The organism is Devosia sp. P2_G7 (assembly GCF_056403495.1).
The window spans coordinates 61529-77978 of sequence record NZ_JBFUFI010000014.1 but is presented as its reverse complement, the minus strand read 5'-3'; the positions used below and the strand labels follow the sequence as shown (position 1 = coordinate 77978).

General features: G+C 65.8%; 24 protein-coding genes. 11 read left to right on the top strand and 13 right to left on the bottom strand.

Annotated features, from left to right (window positions below):
* Positions 1 to 2: 2 nt before the first annotated feature.
* Together AC1DWU_RS20280 and AC1DWU_RS20275 are read right to left on the bottom strand one after the other, a co-directional pair.
* The gene (locus AC1DWU_RS20280) at positions 3 to 386 is read right to left on the bottom strand and encodes a YciI family protein (RefSeq protein WP_477151821.1); all 384 of its coding nucleotides are present in this window, start codon (positions 384 to 386) and stop codon (positions 3 to 5) included.
* A 19-nt stretch (positions 387 to 405) separates the two neighbouring features.
* Positions 406 to 564, bottom strand: a complete 159-nt coding sequence (locus tag AC1DWU_RS20275; RefSeq protein WP_477151820.1) for a hypothetical protein — start codon at positions 562 to 564, stop codon at positions 406 to 408.
* A 122-nt stretch (positions 565 to 686) separates the two neighbouring features.
* Here AC1DWU_RS20275 and AC1DWU_RS20270 point away from each other — a divergent pair, with 122 nt between their 5' ends.
* From AC1DWU_RS20270 to coaA, 7 genes are read left to right on the top strand one after another with little or no spacing between them, the layout of a single operon-like run.
* The gene (locus tag AC1DWU_RS20270) at positions 687 to 1037 is read left to right on the top strand and encodes a DUF2628 domain-containing protein (RefSeq protein WP_477151819.1); all 351 of its coding nucleotides are present in this window, start codon (positions 687 to 689) and stop codon (positions 1035 to 1037) included.
* Positions 1034 to 1684, top strand: coding sequence for an imidazole glycerol phosphate synthase subunit HisH (gene hisH / locus AC1DWU_RS20265; protein ID WP_477151818.1), 651 nt, complete (start codon positions 1034 to 1036; stop codon positions 1682 to 1684). The genes AC1DWU_RS20270 and hisH overlap by 4 nt, the downstream gene beginning before the upstream one ends.
* Entirely contained in the window at positions 1681 to 2415 is a 735-nt protein-coding gene (hisA, locus tag AC1DWU_RS20260; protein WP_477151817.1) for a 1-(5-phosphoribosyl)-5-[(5-phosphoribosylamino)methylideneamino]imidazole-4-carboxamide isomerase, read from the top strand. Before hisH ends, hisA begins: the two co-directional genes overlap by 4 nt.
* Positions 2415 to 2639 (top strand): hypothetical protein, encoded by a 225-nt coding sequence (locus AC1DWU_RS20255; RefSeq protein ID WP_477151816.1) that lies wholly within the window; start codon positions 2415 to 2417, stop codon positions 2637 to 2639. Before hisA ends, AC1DWU_RS20255 begins: the two co-directional genes overlap by 1 nt.
* Positions 2636 to 3445 (top strand): imidazole glycerol phosphate synthase subunit HisF, encoded by an 810-nt coding sequence (gene hisF, locus AC1DWU_RS20250; RefSeq protein ID WP_477151815.1) that lies wholly within the window; start codon positions 2636 to 2638, stop codon positions 3443 to 3445. The genes AC1DWU_RS20255 and hisF overlap by 4 nt, the downstream gene beginning before the upstream one ends.
* Entirely contained in the window at positions 3442 to 3768 is a 327-nt protein-coding gene (locus tag AC1DWU_RS20245; protein WP_477151814.1) for a phosphoribosyl-ATP diphosphatase, read from the top strand. Before hisF ends, AC1DWU_RS20245 begins: the two co-directional genes overlap by 4 nt.
* Positions 3768 to 4718: a type I pantothenate kinase gene (gene coaA / locus AC1DWU_RS20240; RefSeq protein WP_477151813.1), complete on the top strand. Its 951-nt coding sequence runs from the start codon at positions 3768 to 3770 to the stop codon at positions 4716 to 4718. Before AC1DWU_RS20245 ends, coaA begins: the two co-directional genes overlap by 1 nt.
* Before the next feature lie 129 nt (positions 4719 to 4847).
* On the opposite strand, the gene AC1DWU_RS20235 is transcribed toward coaA, so the two are convergent.
* Together AC1DWU_RS20235 and AC1DWU_RS20230 are read right to left on the bottom strand one after the other, a co-directional pair.
* Positions 4848 to 5849, bottom strand: a complete 1002-nt coding sequence (locus tag AC1DWU_RS20235; RefSeq protein ID WP_477151812.1) for an adenosine kinase — start codon at positions 5847 to 5849, stop codon at positions 4848 to 4850.
* Positions 5850 to 5926: 77 nt separating this feature from the next.
* The gene (locus AC1DWU_RS20230; protein ID WP_477151811.1) at positions 5927 to 6526 is read right to left on the bottom strand and encodes a TetR/AcrR family transcriptional regulator; all 600 of its coding nucleotides are present in this window, start codon (positions 6524 to 6526) and stop codon (positions 5927 to 5929) included.
* 91 nt (positions 6527 to 6617) lie between these two features.
* Here AC1DWU_RS20230 and AC1DWU_RS20225 point away from each other — a divergent pair, with 91 nt between their 5' ends.
* Positions 6618 to 7067, top strand: a complete 450-nt coding sequence (locus AC1DWU_RS20225; RefSeq protein ID WP_477151810.1) for a DUF2214 family protein — start codon at positions 6618 to 6620, stop codon at positions 7065 to 7067.
* A 24-nt stretch (positions 7068 to 7091) separates the two neighbouring features.
* Here the strand turns inward: AC1DWU_RS20225 and nth are convergent, their stop codons facing one another.
* Positions 7092 to 7775, bottom strand: a complete 684-nt coding sequence (gene nth, locus AC1DWU_RS20220; protein ID WP_477151809.1) for an endonuclease III — start codon at positions 7773 to 7775, stop codon at positions 7092 to 7094.
* Positions 7776 to 7805: 30 nt separating this feature from the next.
* Between nth and AC1DWU_RS20215 the strand changes: the two genes are divergently transcribed.
* A complete protein-coding gene (locus tag AC1DWU_RS20215) occupies positions 7806 to 8294 on the top strand; it encodes a DUF2244 domain-containing protein (RefSeq protein WP_477151808.1) in 489 nt (162 codons plus the stop codon).
* 57 nt (positions 8295 to 8351) lie between these two features.
* On the top strand, positions 8352 to 9215 hold the full coding sequence (locus tag AC1DWU_RS20210; protein ID WP_477151807.1) for a methylated-DNA--[protein]-cysteine S-methyltransferase: 864 nt from the start codon (positions 8352 to 8354) through the stop codon (positions 9213 to 9215).
* A 141-nt stretch (positions 9216 to 9356) separates the two neighbouring features.
* Here the strand turns inward: AC1DWU_RS20210 and AC1DWU_RS20205 are convergent, their stop codons facing one another.
* Genes AC1DWU_RS20205 through pyrF form a run of 3 tightly spaced genes read right to left on the bottom strand, consistent with a single transcriptional unit; the run spans position 9357 to position 11540 of the window.
* Positions 9357 to 9971, bottom strand: a complete 615-nt coding sequence (locus AC1DWU_RS20205; protein WP_477151806.1) for a 2,3-bisphosphoglycerate-dependent phosphoglycerate mutase — start codon at positions 9969 to 9971, stop codon at positions 9357 to 9359.
* Positions 9972 to 9985: 14 nt separating this feature from the next.
* Positions 9986 to 10792 carry a 4-hydroxy-tetrahydrodipicolinate reductase gene (dapB, locus tag AC1DWU_RS20200; RefSeq protein WP_477151805.1) on the bottom strand — a complete coding sequence of 269 codons (807 nt, stop codon included), beginning with the start codon at positions 10790 to 10792 and terminating at the stop codon, positions 9986 to 9988.
* A 49-nt stretch (positions 10793 to 10841) separates the two neighbouring features.
* Complete coding sequence (gene pyrF / locus AC1DWU_RS20195) at positions 10842 to 11540, bottom strand: orotidine-5'-phosphate decarboxylase (RefSeq protein WP_477151804.1); 699 nt, start codon at positions 11538 to 11540, stop codon at positions 10842 to 10844.
* 126 nt (positions 11541 to 11666) lie between these two features.
* Here pyrF and AC1DWU_RS20190 point away from each other — a divergent pair, with 126 nt between their 5' ends.
* Positions 11667 to 12119, top strand: coding sequence for a MarR family transcriptional regulator (locus AC1DWU_RS20190; protein ID WP_477151803.1), 453 nt, complete (start codon positions 11667 to 11669; stop codon positions 12117 to 12119).
* A gap of 166 nt (positions 12120 to 12285) precedes the next feature.
* Here the strand turns inward: AC1DWU_RS20190 and AC1DWU_RS20185 are convergent, their stop codons facing one another.
* From AC1DWU_RS20185 to AC1DWU_RS20165, 5 genes are all read right to left on the bottom strand, one after another.
* Positions 12286 to 12861 (bottom strand): histidine phosphatase family protein, encoded by a 576-nt coding sequence (locus AC1DWU_RS20185; RefSeq protein WP_477151802.1) that lies wholly within the window; start codon positions 12859 to 12861, stop codon positions 12286 to 12288.
* Positions 12862 to 12897: 36 nt separating this feature from the next.
* The gene (locus tag AC1DWU_RS20180) at positions 12898 to 13470 is read right to left on the bottom strand and encodes an NADPH-dependent FMN reductase (RefSeq protein ID WP_477151801.1); all 573 of its coding nucleotides are present in this window, start codon (positions 13468 to 13470) and stop codon (positions 12898 to 12900) included.
* Between the two features lie 60 nt (positions 13471 to 13530).
* On the bottom strand, positions 13531 to 13902 hold the full coding sequence (locus tag AC1DWU_RS20175; RefSeq protein ID WP_477151800.1) for a VOC family protein: 372 nt from the start codon (positions 13900 to 13902) through the stop codon (positions 13531 to 13533).
* Between the two features lie 102 nt (positions 13903 to 14004).
* Positions 14005 to 15126 carry a molecular chaperone DnaJ gene (dnaJ, locus tag AC1DWU_RS20170; RefSeq protein WP_477151799.1) on the bottom strand — a complete coding sequence of 374 codons (1122 nt, stop codon included), beginning with the start codon at positions 15124 to 15126 and terminating at the stop codon, positions 14005 to 14007.
* Positions 15127 to 15272: 146 nt separating this feature from the next.
* Positions 15273 to 16304, bottom strand: a complete 1032-nt coding sequence (locus AC1DWU_RS20165; protein WP_477151798.1) for an alpha/beta hydrolase — start codon at positions 16302 to 16304, stop codon at positions 15273 to 15275.
* Positions 16305 to 16450 lie beyond the last annotated feature (146 nt).

The window sequence follows — 16450 nt, the reverse complement described above, 5'->3', positions numbered from 1 at the left end:
GCTTAGCCTTTCGGCCGACCCTCGTCGTCCGTCTCCATCCCGAGCAGCGGCATCACCTCCACCGCGTGGCAGGGAAAGATCGACATGTGCGGGTGGCCCTCGAACATTTGCGCCGCCGCCTCCAGCGACGGCGCCCGAACCACCACAAACACCGTTAGCTGGTTGACAGCGTCGGCCACGCCGTCGTCGGAGACGCGCTTGGTTTTGCCCAGCGGTCCGCCCTGGTAGACGATCGAATCCTTGTGCTTTTCGTCCCAGGCTTCGAGCGCCGGCAGGCCGATCGCGTCCTTGGCTCGCCGTTCCTCCTCGGATAGCGCGTACCAGGCCTGCCATTTCGGCCCGGCCTTGTCGCTGTAGAACACCGCGAGATACTTGCCATCGGCCATTTCGCGCCTCCCGGCGAGATCAGCTGAAGCCGTGCGTGGCGCCCGCGCCGATGAGGACCGCGGTGAAGACCGCCATCAGCACGAGCAGCCCGACGGCGAGCCAGCCGATGAAGATGCCCTGGCTGGGCTTGGAACCCATGGTTCCGTCGCCATGCGGGTCGGGTGAATCGTGCGTCATGGAGCTCTCCTCGAAGCCTGTTGAACGAACGGCATGGCAGGCGGTCGGTTCCCTCATCTTCCAACCGTGCGGGTTTTGCTCTAAGGCGAACCCGCAACCACGCCGATCCAACGAGGATAACCGTGACCCTCTATTCCGTCTACGAGCGCCCGAACGATGCGCCCACTGCGGTGGCCGATCGCTTCTCCTGGTCCGCAGCCCTGCTGCCGCCGGTGCATGCGCTCGTCCACGGGCTCTGGCTGCTGCTCGCCGTGTGGGTGGTCGGCACCGTGGCGATCATCGCTTCGAGCGTGGTGATCGGTGGTGAAGCGGCATTCTGGATCTACGCGCTGTTCGCCACCCTGATCGGTTTTGAGGCTTCGAGCTTCCGCCGGGTGAAGACCGGCAAACGTGGCGGCCTCTATCGCACCGAGATCGTCGCCGCCGGTGAAGACCTGGCACTGGTCGACTACCTGAAGCGGCAGACCCGATGAGCACGGTCACCATTATCGATTACGGCTCGGGCAACCTCCGCTCGGCCGCCAAGGCCTTCGAGCGCGCCGCGCGTGAGACAGGGACCGCCGACGAGATCCTCGTCACCGACGACGTCGAAGTCGTCCGCCGCGCCGATCGTATCGTCTTGCCCGGGGTCGGCGCCTTCGCCGATTGCCGCGCCGGGCTCGATGCCGTCACCGGCATGGTCGACGTGTTGGAAGAGCGGGTGATCAAGGGCGGCGTGCCGTTCCTCGGCATCTGCGTCGGCATGCAGCTGATGGCCACGGAAGGCCGCGAGAAGGCGATCACCAAGGGCCTCGGCTGGATCCCCGGCGCTGTCGTGCGGCTCGAGCCGAAAGGCGACCTCAAGGTGCCGCACATGGGGTGGAACACGCTGACCATCCGGCAGCCCCACCCGCTGCTATCGGGCATCCCCGACGGACCGGATGGGCTGCACGCCTATTTCGTCCACTCGTACCATCTGGCGGTGGACCGCCCCGAGACGTTGATCGCCACGGCTGACTACGGCCAGGAGGTCACCGCCATCGTCGGGCGCGACAACATGCTGGGCACCCAGTTCCACCCCGAAAAGAGCCAGAGCCTCGGCCTGACCCTGATCGGCAACTTCCTGAGGTGGAAGCCATGATCCTTTTCCCGGCCATCGACCTGAAGGACGGCCAGTGCGTGCGCCTGAAGCTCGGCGATATGGACCAGGCCACGGTGTTCAACGACAACCCTGCAGCGCAGGCGAAGTCATTCGAGGACCAGGGTTTTGAGTACCTGCACGTCGTCGACCTCGACGGCGCGTTCGCCGGCAAGAGCGTCAACGGCGATGCGGTGCAGGCTATCCTCGATACCGTGAGCTTTCCGGTGCAGCTCGGCGGTGGCATCCGCTCGATTGCACATATCGAGGAGTGGCTCGACCGCGGGCTTGCCCGGGTCATCCTCGGCACCATCGCGGTGCGCGATCCGGCGCTGGTGCGCGAAGCAGCGCGGTTGTTCCCCGGCCAGGTAGCGGTCGGCATCGATGCGCGCGGCGGCAAGGTGGCGGTGGAGGGTTGGGCCGAGACGTCCGAGCTGACCGCGATTGAACTGGGGCAGCGCTTCGAGGGCGCTGGGGTCGCCGCGATCATTTACACCGACATCGACCGCGACGGCATTCTGAAGGGCATCAATTGGCCTTCGACGCTGGAGCTGGCGGAAGCCGTGTCGATCCCGGTGATCGCCTCAGGCGGGCTCGCCTCGATGAACGACATCCGCACTATGACAGAGCCGCGCTACCAGATCCTCGAAGGCGCCATTTCCGGCCGCGCGCTATATGACGGGCGTATTGATTCACGTGAAGCAATAGCGCTGCTGAAGCAGCGGGCCGCCTGATGGCTGAGCTCAAGAACAAGCCGGTACTGGTCGAGCGGGTGCGGCTCTGGTGGTATCCAGTGGCGCTGGTGCCCATATTGGCGCTGTTCTACGCCGGCTTCTCTGGCATCCTGCCTACCCTGTTCGGCCTTGCCGGGCTGTTCGCCTTCTTTTTCTGGGTGTTCTCCTTCGGCTTTGCGATCTACGCCCGGCTGAAGCGCCCGCCTTCGGATCCGCGCCAATGAGCCTCAAGACCCGCATCATTCCCTGCCTCGACGTGAAGGACGGCCGCGTCGTGAAAGGCGTGCAGTTCGTCGACCTGGTGGACGCCGGCGACCCGGTGGAAGCCGCCATCGCCTATGACGCCGCCGGCGCCGATGAACTCTGCTTTCTCGATATCACTGCCAGCTCCGACAACCGCGAGACCATCTTCGACGTGGTGGCGCGTACCGCCGAGCACTGCTTCATGCCCGTCACCGTTGGCGGTGGCGTCAGGAAGATCGAGGATATCCGGAGGCTCCTCCTGGCAGGCGCCGACAAGGTGGCGATCAACACCTCGGCGGTGAACGATCCCGACTTCGTCGCCCGGGCCGCCGACAAGTTCGGCGACCAGTGCATCGTCGTCTCGGTCGATGCCCGCCAGCGCCAGGTTCGCGCCCCCGGCCAGCACAACATGGACGAGTGGGAAGTCTTCACCCACGGCGGCCGTAACCCGACCGGCCTCGATGCAGTCGAGTTCGCCGCGCGGATGGTCGAGCGTGGCGCCGGGGAACTGCTGGTCACCTCGATGGATCGCGACGGCACCAAGTCCGGGTTCGACCTGAAACTCACCCGCGCCATCGCGGACGCTGTGCATGTGCCGGTGATTGCCTCGGGCGGCGTCGGCTCGCTCGATGACCTGGTGGATGGGGTGAAGGAGGGGCACGCGTCGGCGGTGCTCGCCGCCTCGATCTTCCACTTCGGCACCTACACGGTGGGCGAAGCCAAGGACTACATGGAGCGCCACGGCATCGCCATGCGTCACGACCTCAATCCGGGAGCCACGAAATGAGCTTCACCCTCGAAGCGCTGGACCAGCGCATCGCCGCCCGCGCCGGCGCCTCGCCGGAGGAGAGCTACACCGCAAAACTCCTCGCTGGCGGCATCGAGCGCTGCGCCAAGAAGTTCGGCGAGGAAGCGGCCGAAATCATCATAGCCTCTGTCACCAAGGACAAGAAGGGCACCGAGGGCGAAGCGTCCGACGTGATCTATCACCTCCTGGTGCTGCTCCGCGCCGCCGGGGTACCGCTGGCCGACGTGATGGCGCAGCTCGAGCGCCGCACGGCGCAATCGGGCCTCGAGGAGAAGGCGTCGCGCGGGAAGGCCCAAAGCTAATGGGGGTCAAGAAGCTCGAGCTCGCCCCCTACCACTATTTCACCAAGGCCGAGTGGAGCGGCTTCCGCGCCGACGAGCCGATGACGCTCGACGCCGCTGACGTGAAGCGGCTGCGTGCTCTCACCGACCCGATCTCGTTCACCGAGGCCGAGGATATCTACCTGCCGCTGAGCCGGCTGATCTCACTCTATGTGGAAGCGACCCAGGAACTACACCGGGCGTCGACCAAGTTCCTCGGCGCTGATGGCCGGAAGGTGCCCTACATCATCGGTGTTGCGGGTTCGGTAGCGGTGGGCAAGTCCACGACCTCGCGTATTTTGAAGGCGCTGCTCAGCCGCTGGCCGAGCTCCCCCAAGGTCGACCTCGTCACCACGGATGGGTTCTTGTATTCGAACAAGCAGCTGGACGAGCTGAAGCTCGCCGAGCGCAAGGGGTTTCCGGAGAGCTACGATCGCGGCGCGCTGATCCGGTTCCTCTCGGACATCAAGTCGGGCAAGCCCGACGTAAAGGTGCCGGTCTACTCGCACCTCGTCTACGACGTCATCGATGGCGAGTTCATCACCATCGACCGGCCCGACATCCTGATCGTCGAGGGGCTCAACATCCTGCAGCCGGGCGAAATGCCGAAATCCGGCAAGCCGATCCTTTTCGCCTCCGACTTCCTCGATTTCTCGATCTTTATCGATGCCGACGAGAACGACCTGACCACCTGGTTCATGGAGCGCTTCCGGCGCCTGCGCGAAACCGCGTTCGCCGACCCCAAGAGCTTCTTTCACCGCTTCACCAAGATGAGCACGGAGGAAGCCGAAGCCTTTGGCATGTGGGCGTGGAAAGAGATCAACCTCCCGAACCTACGCGACAACATTCAGCCGACGCGGAGCCGGGCGGATTTGGTGCTGACCAAAGGGCCGAGCCACGCGATTGAGCGGGTGGCGCTGCGGAAGGTTTAGTGTGCTTGGCTGCCCCTCACCCCGGCCCTCTCCCCAGAGGGGCGAGGGGGCGGTGTGGCACGGGCGGTGCAAAGTGCGTCCCCTCGCCCCTTTGGGGAGAGGGTTAGGGTGAGGGGCGCCCCCGCGCGCCTAAATCCCAATCCCCTTCTCGGCCGCCAGCGCTTGCAGGTCCGCTACCGGCCGGGCGCCTATATGCGAAATCACTTCGCTGGCCGCGAGGCATCCGGCCTGCAGCGCAGTGCGGTAGTCGCGCTCGCGGGCGATGGCCAGGAGGAACCCTGAGGCGAACAGGTCGCCGGCGCCGGTGACGTCGACCACTTCCTTCACGGCATAAGCCGGCACTGTGATGATCTCGCCCTCGTGCACCACCATCGCGCCGTCGGCGCCCATGGTGATCGCCGCGAGTTCAGCGTCCTTAGCGATCGCCTGGACGGCGCCATGCAGGTCCGTCTGGTACAGCGACTTCAGCTCTTCGATATTGCCGAAGACGATGTCCATGGTCTTGGACCGGATCAGGTCGAGGAACTCGTCGCGGTAGCGGTTGACGCAGAACGGATCGCTGAGCGTGAACGACGCAGCGCGCTCATGCTTGTGGGCGTAGTGCGCGGCCATGACGAACGCCTTCTTGGCCTCGGTCGGGTCCCAGAGGAACCCTTCCATGTAGGTGACCGTGGCGCCGCCGATCTCGTCTTCCTTGATGTCGGCGGTGGTGAGCTGGTGGCAGGCGCCGAGATAGGTGTTCATGGTCCGCTCGCCGTCCGACGAGAGGAGGATCATCGAGCGGGCCGTCGCAGGACCATCCGACAGCCGCGACACGCCGTAATGGACGCCGATCCGCTTCAGGTCGTCGGCGAACACGTCGCCGAGGTCGTCGTCCGCCACCTTGCCGACGAACGAGGCTTTGCCGCCCAGCGAGGCGACGCCGGCTGCCGTATTGGCGGAGCTGCCGCCCGAGATCTGCCGCTTGTTGTCTGGCATCCGGTCGTAGAGGTAGGCCGAACGGTCGGCATCGACCAGGTGCATGATGCCTTCCGACAAGCCCTCGCGTTCGAGGAAGCCGGGATCGATGGGCGCAATGACGTCGACGATGGCGTTGCCGATGGTGAGAACGTCGAACCGGGTCTCGGCCATCGGCGATCCTTCAATGAATGGTGCGAAAAGAACCGCGCCGGAAATAGAGGAGATTGCGCTCTGGCGCAACGCCAACCTCAGGCCGGGCGCGGCTTTCCGAAGCGCTGCGCGTGCCGGCGGGTCAGCGCCTTGACCAGCGGCTCGGCATTGGCAGCGGAGACGCCGAGCAATTGCTCATCGAGCAGCAGCATCGAGAGCCCATGGACAAAGGCCCAGGCGCTGATCGCTGCCTCTCCCGGGGCCTCCGGATCTTCCTTCGCCGCGGCAACTGCGAGGCTTTCGTAGGCCGCGTCGGCTGCGCGCCGCAGATCCTTGTCCTCGAACTTGCCCAGTTCTGACGAGAACATCAGCTTGTAGAGCCGCGGGTAACGCAGCGCGAACTGCACGTAGGCTTCGGCCATCGCCCCAAACTGCTCGTCTTGCGGCAGGCCGGCCTTTGCCGCCTCCACGGATTCGAGGAACAGTGCGAACCCTGCGGCGGCGACTGCCTGGATCAATGCCTGCTTGTCGCGGAAATGCCGGTACGGCGCTGCCGCCGAGACGCCGACCCGCCGCGCCAGCTCGCGCATGCCCAAGGCTTCCGTGCCGCCTTCCAGCAGTAGTTCCAGTGCCGCCTCGACCAGCGCCCGGCGCAGGTCGCCATGATGATAGCGGTCGGAACTCTCAGATGTTGACATTGCTCACATGCAGGCCTATCTCGATGCGAACAGTGTTAACATGCTGCCTCGCACAGGTCGAGGCGCGTTTGTCGGAACCGGGAGCGACATGATGACCGACCTGATCCTCGCCATTGCCCACCACCTCGCCGTCTTCACCCTGGTGGCGATCTTTGCCGCCGAGTTTGCGCTATTGCGGCCCGGGATCGAGGGCAAGCGCCTCGGCCAGCTCGGCGCACTCGATGGCGCCTATGGCGCGACGGCCGGTCTCGTCATTATCGTCGGCATCATCCGGGTGATCTTCGGGCCGGCGGGGTGGGAGTACTATGTCGGCAACTGGGTGTTCTGGGCCAAGATGATCGCCTTCGCCGGCGTCGGCCTGGCGTCGATACCGCCGACTAAGGCGATTGCACGGTGGCGGAAGGCGGCGAAGGCGGATGTGCGGTTCGCGCCGGTTGCGGCCGAGATATCGGCGGCACGCCGGTTCCTGTTCCTGCAGGCGGGGTTGCTGGTGTTCATCCCGAGTTTCGCCGCCGCCATGGCGCGGGGGTATGGGGTTTAGCGGGAACTCGACAGACTGGCTGTATCAATTGCCCTTCGGCGCGGGCGTCTTCGGCTCGAATCGGCACCACTCGCGAATGATGCAGCGCCAGCAATCGGGTTTGCGCGCCTTGCAGATGTAGCGGCCGTGGAGGATCAGCCAGTGGTGGGCGAGCAGCAGATACTGGTCCGGCACCACCTTCAGCAACCCGGTCTCCACCGCCAGCGGGTTGTCGCCCGGCGCCAGCCCGGTGCGGTTGGCGACGCGGAACAGGTGCGTGTCCACCGCGATCGTGGGTTGCCGGAACGCGATGTTGAGCACCACGTTCGCGGTCTTCCGCCCGACGCCGGGCAGGGTTTCCAGCGCCTCGCGATCCTCGGGCACTTTTGAGTCGAACTTCTCGATCAGCTGCTGGCTCAGCGCGAAGACATTCTTTGCCTTGTTGCGAAAGAGGCCAATCGTCTTGATCTTGTCCTCGATCTCGGCGACGCCGAGCTCCACCATCTTCTCGGGCGTATCGGCCAGCTGGAACAACAGCTTGGTCGCCTTGTTCACGCCGGCGTCGGTCGCCTGGGCGGAAAGCACCACCGCCACCAGCAGCGTGAAGGGGTTCACGTAGTCCAGTTCGCCCTTCGGTTCGGGCTCCGCCGCCGCAAAAGCGCCGAAAATGGCTTCGACATCTGACGTTGGTAGGCCCTTTGGCAGTCGCTTCACTTTTTGCTGCGCCATTTCCGTCATCCCGATTCTGAGGCTATACTGATGCCCAAGATGACGACCCAAACGCAAGCGAGGCCGCTATTCGCGGCAAAGCTGACGCCCCATCGATCGCTGGGACGCAAGGGTGTTCGCGTCGTCGTGGTGCTCTTTGCGGTGCTGGCCACCATTCCCGGCATGGTCTTCTTTTCGATGGGCGCCTGGCCGATCGTCGGCTTTCTCGGCCTCGACATTGCGTTGATCTGGTGGGCGCTCAGCGCCTCGCAGCGCGATGGCAAGCGCTACGAGGAAGTGACGCTGTGGCCTGATCAGCTTGAGCTGAAGCAGGTCGACGGCACCGGCAAGGAAACCCTCAGCCGGTTCAACCCCTATTTCGTCAAGCTGGTGGTCGACCGCGATTTCAACGAGCGCACCGTAGCGCTGCATCTGAGGACCCGCGACCGCGACGTCGCGCTCGGCCAGTTCCTCAACCAGGACGAAAAGTCGAGCTTCGCCAAGGCTTTCGGCACCGCGCTGAAGCGCGCGCGGGTTTAGGCACAAGAGCGTCAAAACCGGGTCGCAACCGGCGGCGGGCGCGCCTATGTTCCGGCCATGAGCAAGCACCAGACCATCATCGCCAACTCGGACTACGAGACCGTCCAGGCCGCGATCGCTTATCTCAGCGAGACGCTGCCCGACGAAACCGATCTGCCGCGTTTTGCCCGCGCCCTCGGGCTGACCGAGCGGCAGCTCACCGACCTGTTCCGCCGCTGGTGCGGGCTGAGCCCCAAGAGCTTCGCCCAGGCCGTGGCGCTCAATCACGCGAAAAAGTTGCTGGCCGACCAGCAGAGCGTTCTCGACACCACTTACGAGGTGGGCCTGTCGTCGACCTCGCGCCTGCACGATCTGTTCGTCACCCACGAGGCCATGCCGCCCGGCGCCTTCCGGGCAAAGGGCGAGGGCCTCGAGATGACCTGGGGCGCCGCCCCCTCGCCGTTCGGCACCGCGGTGCTGACCATGACGGAGTACGGTCTCTCAGGCATCGGCTTTGCCGACGAGAACATGTCGATCGAGGAAGCCTTCGAGGATCTGGCCAACCGCTGGCCCAACGCCCGGTATCGCCGCGACGACAAAGCGGTGGCGCCGGTTGCGGCGCGGGTGTTCGACCCGAGCCGCTGGGACCCCGAACAGCCGGTCCGCGTCGTGCTGATCGGCACCGATTTCGAGGTGCAGGTGTGGGAGACGCTGCTGCGCATCCCGGTGGGCAAGGCCACGACCTATCAGCGGGTCGCCAACCACATCGGCCGGCCGACTGCGGCACGTGCGGTCGGTGCGGCGGTGGGGAAGAACCCGATCAGCTTCGTGGTGCCGTGCCATCGCGTCGTGGGGACCAGCGGCGCGCTGACCGGCTACCACTGGGGCGTGCCGCGCAAGCGGGCGATTCTTGGCTGGGAGTCGGGGGTTGTGGGGGCGTAGGGCGAGCCTGCCCCTCACCCGGCCGCTACGCGGCCACCCTCTCCCTCAAGGGGAGAGGGGTAGTTGTGGCACGATCTCGCCCTTCTTCCCTCCCCCTTGAGGGAGAGGGTGCCGAGCAGAGCTCGGCGGGTGAGGGGCAGTTCAGACCGCCACCTTCTCCGCCAGTTTCCCGTCCGCGCCGATCCGATAGACCACCGGCTCGCCCGTCGCCAGTTCCCGCTTCAGGATCTGCTCGGGCGTCAGCTCCTCGATCGCCATGACGATCGAGCGCAGCGAATTGCCGTGGGCGGCGACCAGCACGGTCTTGCCGGCCTTCAGCAGCGGCGCGATGCGGGCGTCGTAATAGGGCAGGGTGCGGGCCGCGGTGTCCTTGAGGCTTTCGCCGCCGGGCGGGGGGACGTCGTACGAGCGGCGCCAGATGTGCACCTGCTCCTCGCCCCACTTGGCCCGCGCGTCGTCCTTGTTCAGCCCGTTCAGGTCGCCGTAGTCACGCTCGTTGAGGAGCTTCGAGCGGTTGATCGTCACCTCGGTGACGCCGGTCTCCTCGAGGATCAGGTCGAGCGTGTGTTGGGCGCGCTTCAGCGCCGAGGTGAAGTAGCTGTCCGGCACGTAACCGGCGGCCTTCAGGCGCTTTCCGGCGCTGCGGGCTTCCTCGATCCCCTTCTCGGTGAGATCAGGGTTGCGCCAGCCGGTGAACAGGTTCTTCAGGTTCCATTCGCTCTGGCCGTGGCGAACGAGGATCAGCGTTCCAGTCATCGTCAAAACCCTTGTCAGTTGAAGCCGAGCACGTCGGCCATGTTGTAAAAGCCCGGCTTCTGGCTGCGGGCCCAGAGCGCGGCGCGCACTGCGCCGTCGGCGAACAGCGCCCGGTTGTCGGCGATGTGGTTGAGTTCGATCCGCTCGCTGGGACCAGCTAGGATCACGCGGTGCTCGCCGATGACATTGCCGCCGCGCAGGGTGGCAAAGCCGATGCTGCCTTCCTCGCGTGGGCCGGTATGGCCGTCGCGGACGCGAACCGAGTGCGTCTTCAGGTCGAGGTTCCGCCCACGCGCCGCGGCCTCGCCGAGCATCAGGGCGGTGCCCGATGGCGCGTCGACCTTCTTGTTGTGGTGCATCTCGAGGATTTCGATATCGAAGCCCGGCAGCGCCGCCGCCGCCTGCTTCACCAGACCCATCAGCAGGTTCACCCCGAGCGAGAAGTTGCCGGCCTTGACGATGCGCGCGCCCGATGCTGCCTCGTGGATCGCCGCGTCGTCCGCCTCGCTGCAGCCGGTGGTGCCGATGACGTGCACCAACCCGCGCTTCGCCGCTTCCTTCGCCAGCGCCACGGAGTTGGCCGGCGCAGTGAAATCGACGATGGCATCGGCGCCGTAGAGCGCCGCCGCAATGTCGTCGACGACTGTGACGCCCAGCGCCTCGATGCCGGCCAGCTCGCCCGCATCCTTGCCGATCACCAGCGCCCCGGCGCGATCGAAGGCCGAGACTACGGTAATCCCGGGCGTTGCGGCGATGGCGCGGATATTGGCTGCGCCCATCTTGCCGCCTGCGCCGGCGATGGCGACCTTGAGGTCAGACATGCTTGCTCCTACGGAACTCGTGCCGACGCCTATAGCCCAGCCGCCGCGCTCATGCCAGCCGGGTGCCACCCGCCATCTCGGCGAGGATGGCCTGTGCGGCACTCAATGGATGGGCCGCGGCGGTGATCGGGCGCCCGACCACGAGGTGGCTTGCCCCGGCGGCCAACGCTTCTGCCGGGCCAGTGACCCGCTTCTGGTCGCCGTGCGCGCTCCCAGCCGGCCGGATGCCGGGGGTGACGATGGCCATCTTCGGCCCGACGATCGAGCGCACCATCTCGGCCTCATGCGACGAGCTGACCAGCCCGCCAATACCGGCGTCACGCGCTTGTTGTGCTCGCAGCGCGACGAGCCCGGCCGTGTCGCGGGCAAAGCCGGCCTCGGCGAGGTCCGCGTCGTCCATCGAGGTCAGCACCGAAACGCCCAGCACGCAGAGGTCCGATCCGGCCGCGCCGCGCACGGCCGCGCGCATACATTGCGGATAGGCGTGGACGGTGACCATCGTCGCGCCGGTTTTCGCGATCGCCGCGACGCCCTTTTCGACCGTGTTGTCGATGTCGAGCATCTTGAGATCGAAGAACACGCGCTTGCCTGCGGCGAGCAGGGCCTTGCCGAGGTTGAGGCCGTCGCCGCCGTAGAACAGCTGGTATCCGATCTTGTAGAAATCGACGGAGTCGCCGAGTTGCGTGATCAAGCGTTCCGCCTCGTCTCGGGTGTCGAGATCGAGTGCGACGATCAGTGTGCCTGCCATCAGATGCCTCCGGATTTTCCGGTCAGTGCCACAGCCGGCCGAATCGGGCAAGTAGAAATGCCCGCTTGCGCGCGATGTTATGGCGCCATAGCGTCCGCCCAACTCAATGGAATCATTAGACCAATCATGCAGCAGCAGGCGTTTTCCGCCGTCGTCGCCTGGGTGCGGCTCGAGCGTGCCACCGAGGCCTTCCACGCCGACCTGAAGAAGCGGTTCGGCATCACCGGGCTGCAGCTTTCGGTGCTCCGCATCTGCGCCGAGCGCCCGCAGCTGCCGCTCGCCGCGCTGCGCAAGGCGCTGGTGATGCATCCGGCGACACTCGGCCAATCGATCGACGAGCTGCGCCGCATGGACCTGGTGACGGTGAAGACCGACCCGCGCGATCGCCGCGCCCGGTTGGTGGGGCTGACCGAGGCAGGGACCGAGTTGCTGTCGAAGGCGCCGCTCGCCGGTCCGACCCGGCTGCGCGAGGTCGATCACGACGTGGCCCGGCTCGATCGGCTGAAGCTGGCGCTGGAGGATGCGGTGGAGCTGTTCGGGTTGGGCGAGTGGACGCCGGGGCGGAAGGATGGCCCGTAGGGAGGTAATCGTCGGGCACTGAACTCTCGGTGATCCTCCCCCGCGTGGCGGGGGAGGGGCCCAGCAAAGCTGGTGGAGGGGGCGGCCATAAACACCGGCGCTTCCCGTCGCCCCCTCCACCCGTTCCACGGGGGAGGATCACCGAGGTCCTGTGCGTGCGCGGAGTTCAGAGCCCGTCGATCGTCGCCGGCAGGTCTTCCATCGGGATCCAGTCGGTTAGCAGCTTCCGGTCGCTGAGCCGCACGACGAACACATTGCCGCCGCCCGGATTGCCGATCCGGCGCTGGTCTTCCGACCGTGCGATGGTGAGGTTGCCGAGGTGGCACTTCAGCAGCGTGCCGACGGCGCCATGTCCGGTTAAGGCGATTGGCAGCCGCGGATCGTGGCCGGCCAGCACCTCGTTGAACGCGCCGACCACACGCTTCTGTGCGGCCCGCGCGGTCTCCCAGCCCTCGACCGACTCATCGGGGCGCGCGAACAACGCGTCGGCCAGTTGCTCGAACCGGGCCGCGGGAACAAAACCAGTACTGCTGCGATCGTTCTCGCCGAACTTATCCCCGCTATCCACAAGCGCGCCACAGCCGGTGGCGAGAATCGCCGCCAGCTCGAGAGCCTTGGTTTCCGTGCTCGAGACGATCCGGGTCAGGTCATTCACCAGTGGATGGTTCGCAAAACGTTCTGCCCGCGACCGTCCCAGCGCCGAGAGCCCCCAGTGTGGCGTCGGCACCTTGGGGTCGATCACCACCTCGGGGTGAGTAACGTATAGTGCGTACACCGGTCAGATGCCGCCGCGCGAGAAGTGGGTGAGTTCGCGCACCATCTGTCCGACCTTCCACTTGATGTTGGCCTCGTTCGGCTCGCCGTTCTCGTCGAACACGGCGGGATACGGCCCGAGCCCGAGCAGCGTCGGCACCACCAGTGCGCCGATCTTGCTGAGGGAGTCGCGGAGGTGCGAGAGCGCGAAGATGGTGGCGTACTTGCCGTCGCTCATCCCGCCAATGCCGAACACCGCGTGCTTGAACGGGTTCGGCTTCTCCCGGCTCACCCAGGACACCACATTGGCGATCAGCGGGGTGATCCCGCCATTGTATTCGGGGCTGATGATGAGGACGATGTCGTGGCTGCGGAACATCTCCGCAAGGCGCTTCGCCGCCTCCGGCGTTTCGCCGGCATCCTCGATGTCCTGGTTGAAGATCGGCATCTCGAAATCACGGAGATCGAGATCGGTGACGATCACGCCGGCTTCGCGGAGCTTTGCCGACATGTGCCGGCGTAGCGGCTCGTTGATGGCGTTCTTGCGGAGCGAGCCGCAGATGGTGATGGCGGTCTTGGGGGGAGGGGTATCGGTCATGGCGGCCGGACGCTAGCGGGCGTTTGGCGTTGGTGGCAAGCGCGACCGACAGCTTGAGCGTCAATTCTTAGGACGGGAGAAGATGTTGATGATGGCTCCGTCAGGATCGCGAAGCAGCATCGAGCGGTTGCCCCAGGGCATGGTGGTTGGCTGCTGAACGATCTCTGCCAGCGCCGCCGCCCGCGCCAGCAGGCCGTCCACGTCATCGACCTGCAGTTCGATCATCAGCGACCTGTTGGCCTTGGGAACGATCGCCCCGCCATTCACTCTTTCGATTATCTCGCGCGACGAGATGGCCAGCGTACAGCCATCAAGCCGGATTTCGGCGAAGCCGGGAGCGAGCCTAGTCGGCTGCACACCGGTCAGCGCGGCATAAAAATCGACGAGCACATCGAACTGATCGGTGACGACCCGCACGGAGGCAAACTTCATCTGGAGCACCTTGGGCTGAGGAGAACGGCACCAGCCCTAGACCGGGCGGATGCCAGTTTCTGTCAGCAGCCGACGCGCGAAGCGTTACCAGCGGTCCAGGTGTTAGTTCTCGAACAGGCTTTTCAGCTTGGCGAAGAACCCCTCGCTCGTCGGCGAGTTTTCGCGGGTCGATTCGCGTTCGAACTCTTCCAAGAGCTCGCGCTGGCGCTTCGACAGGCTCTGCGGCGTCTCGACGTCTAGCTGCACGTAGAGATCGCCAAAATCCTTGGAGCGGAGGATCGGCATGCCCTTGCCCTTGAGGCGGACACGCTGGCCGGGCTGGGTGCCGGTCGAGACTTTCACCCGGGCCCGTGCCGCATCGAGCGTCGGCACTTCGAACTCACCACCGAGCGCCGCGGTGGTCATGGCGATGGGCACGCGGGCGTAGAGGTCGGCGCCGTCGCGCTGGAACAGGTCGTGCGGCTTGATCGAGATGAAGATGTAGAGATCGCCCGGCGGTCCGCCGCGCAAGCCGGCCTCCCCTTCGTTGGCGAGCCGGATGCGGGTGCCGTCCTCGATGCCCTTGGGGATATCGACGCTGAGCGTCCGGTTCTGCTGGCGGCGGCCCTGGCCACCGCAATCGGTGCAGGGCTGCTCGAGGATCTGGCCGCGGCCGTTGCAGATCGGGCAGGTCCGCTCGATGGTGAAGAAGCCCTGCGCCGCGCGCACCTTGCCCTGGCCGTTGCAGTGGCGGCAGGTCGACATGCCGGTGCCGGGTTTGGCGCCGGAGCCGTCACAGGTCTCGCAGGCGGCGAGCGTCGGCACGTCGATATCGACGGTGCGGCCGGCAAATGCCTCCTCGAGGCTGATTTCGAGATTGTAGCGCAGGTCCGAGCCGCGCAGGCGGGACTGGCCGCCACGGCCGCGGCCGCCCATGAAGTCGCCGAAGATGTCCTCGAAGATATCGGACATCGACGAGGTGAACTCGGGCCCGAACCCGGCCGGGCCGCGCCCGCCATTCTCGAACGCCGCATGCCCGAAGCGGTCGTAGGCGGCGCGCTTCTGCGGGTCCTTCAGCGTGTCGTAGGCTTCGCTGATTTCCTTAAACTTGTGTTCGGCGTCGGCGTTGCCCGGATTCCGGTCGGGGTGGAACTGCATCGCAAGCTTGCGGTAGGCGCCCTTGAGCACCGCTTCGTCGGCGCCTTTCGGGACCCCGAGCACTTCATAAAAATCGCGTTTCGCCAATCGGCCTTGTCCTTGGTTGCCTGCGCCCCGCATCAGGCATCCGGCCTAGATAAGTACTCTGGTGCGAGACGGCAACACTATCGAGGCCTGCGGGCTCGACGTACGTGCCCGCTGTGGCTTTTCCACCAGTCGATGTAGGTGAATTGCTAGCCGCCGAACGCCGCGACGAGGTTCCGGCTGAGCTGCCCCTGCGCGAACATCGCCTTGTTGACGATGCGATAGAGCCCGAAGAAGCCGTGCGTCACCCCTTCGTAGAGCGTCATGTCCACCCAGACGCCGGAGCGGCGCAGCGCATCGGCCAGCGCCTCGCCTTCCGAGCGCAACGGATCGACTTCGGCGAGGATGATCGTCGCGGGCGGCAGACCGGCAAGGTCGACCCGCCCGGCAATGTTCATCCGCGCGTCATGCGCGTCGTCCTTCTTGCGGAACAGCTTTCGCGCTGCCCATTCGAGCGTCGCGGTGGAAAAGGGGAAGCTCTCGGCGTTCTGGAGGTGCGAGGGCAGGTCGAACAGCATAGCCGCCATCGGCGTCACGAGACCGAGGTGGATCGGCAGCGGCTTCTCCTCTGCCCGCGCCCTGAGCGCCACGTTGACCGCCAGGTTCCCGCCCGAGCCCTCGCCGACGATCGCCGCGCGCTTCGGATCGCCGCCCAGTGATTCGGCATGCTCGAGGAGCCAGCTCCAGGCCGCATAGGCATCTTCGTGCGCCGCCGGAAAGCGGTGTTCCGGGGCCTGCCGGTAATGCGCCGAGACCACGACCGCGCCGGTGCGGGCCGCGAGGGATCGCGGGGTCGGATCGTAGTTGTCCACATCGCCCAGGACGAACCCGCCGCCATGGAGGAACAGGATCATCGGCCTCGGGCCCATGACGATGTCGTTCTGCGGCACGTAGATACGGGCGCGGATGTCGTCCGTAGGACCGGGAATCAGCCGCATCTCCATACCGACGCCCATGTCGTCTACCTGATCACGCAGGATCCGGCGCAGCGCCATGTCCAGCGTCGGGAGGGCCCGCGCTTCGGGCGAACGGCACTCATCGATGCGCTTGCCGCCCATCGATTGCAGGACCGTGAGCACATGCCGCATGTCGGCATCAAGCCGCTCGGCCGGCTCCATATCGGTCGCCGCCGCGTGAAGTCCGCCGTTCTCGGCGAACCTCCTCACCTCTACCGATGACATACAAAATCCTCTCGAGAGTCGCCGCCCAAACCTCGGAATCCCCGGCCCTGGGTAATCCTTGGTCCCTTACGGGCGCCCCGCTGCTGACGGTCGCGGCGCCCACTTTCGAACGGCCGCGAGTCTAGTTGCCGATGTGAAGACATTTA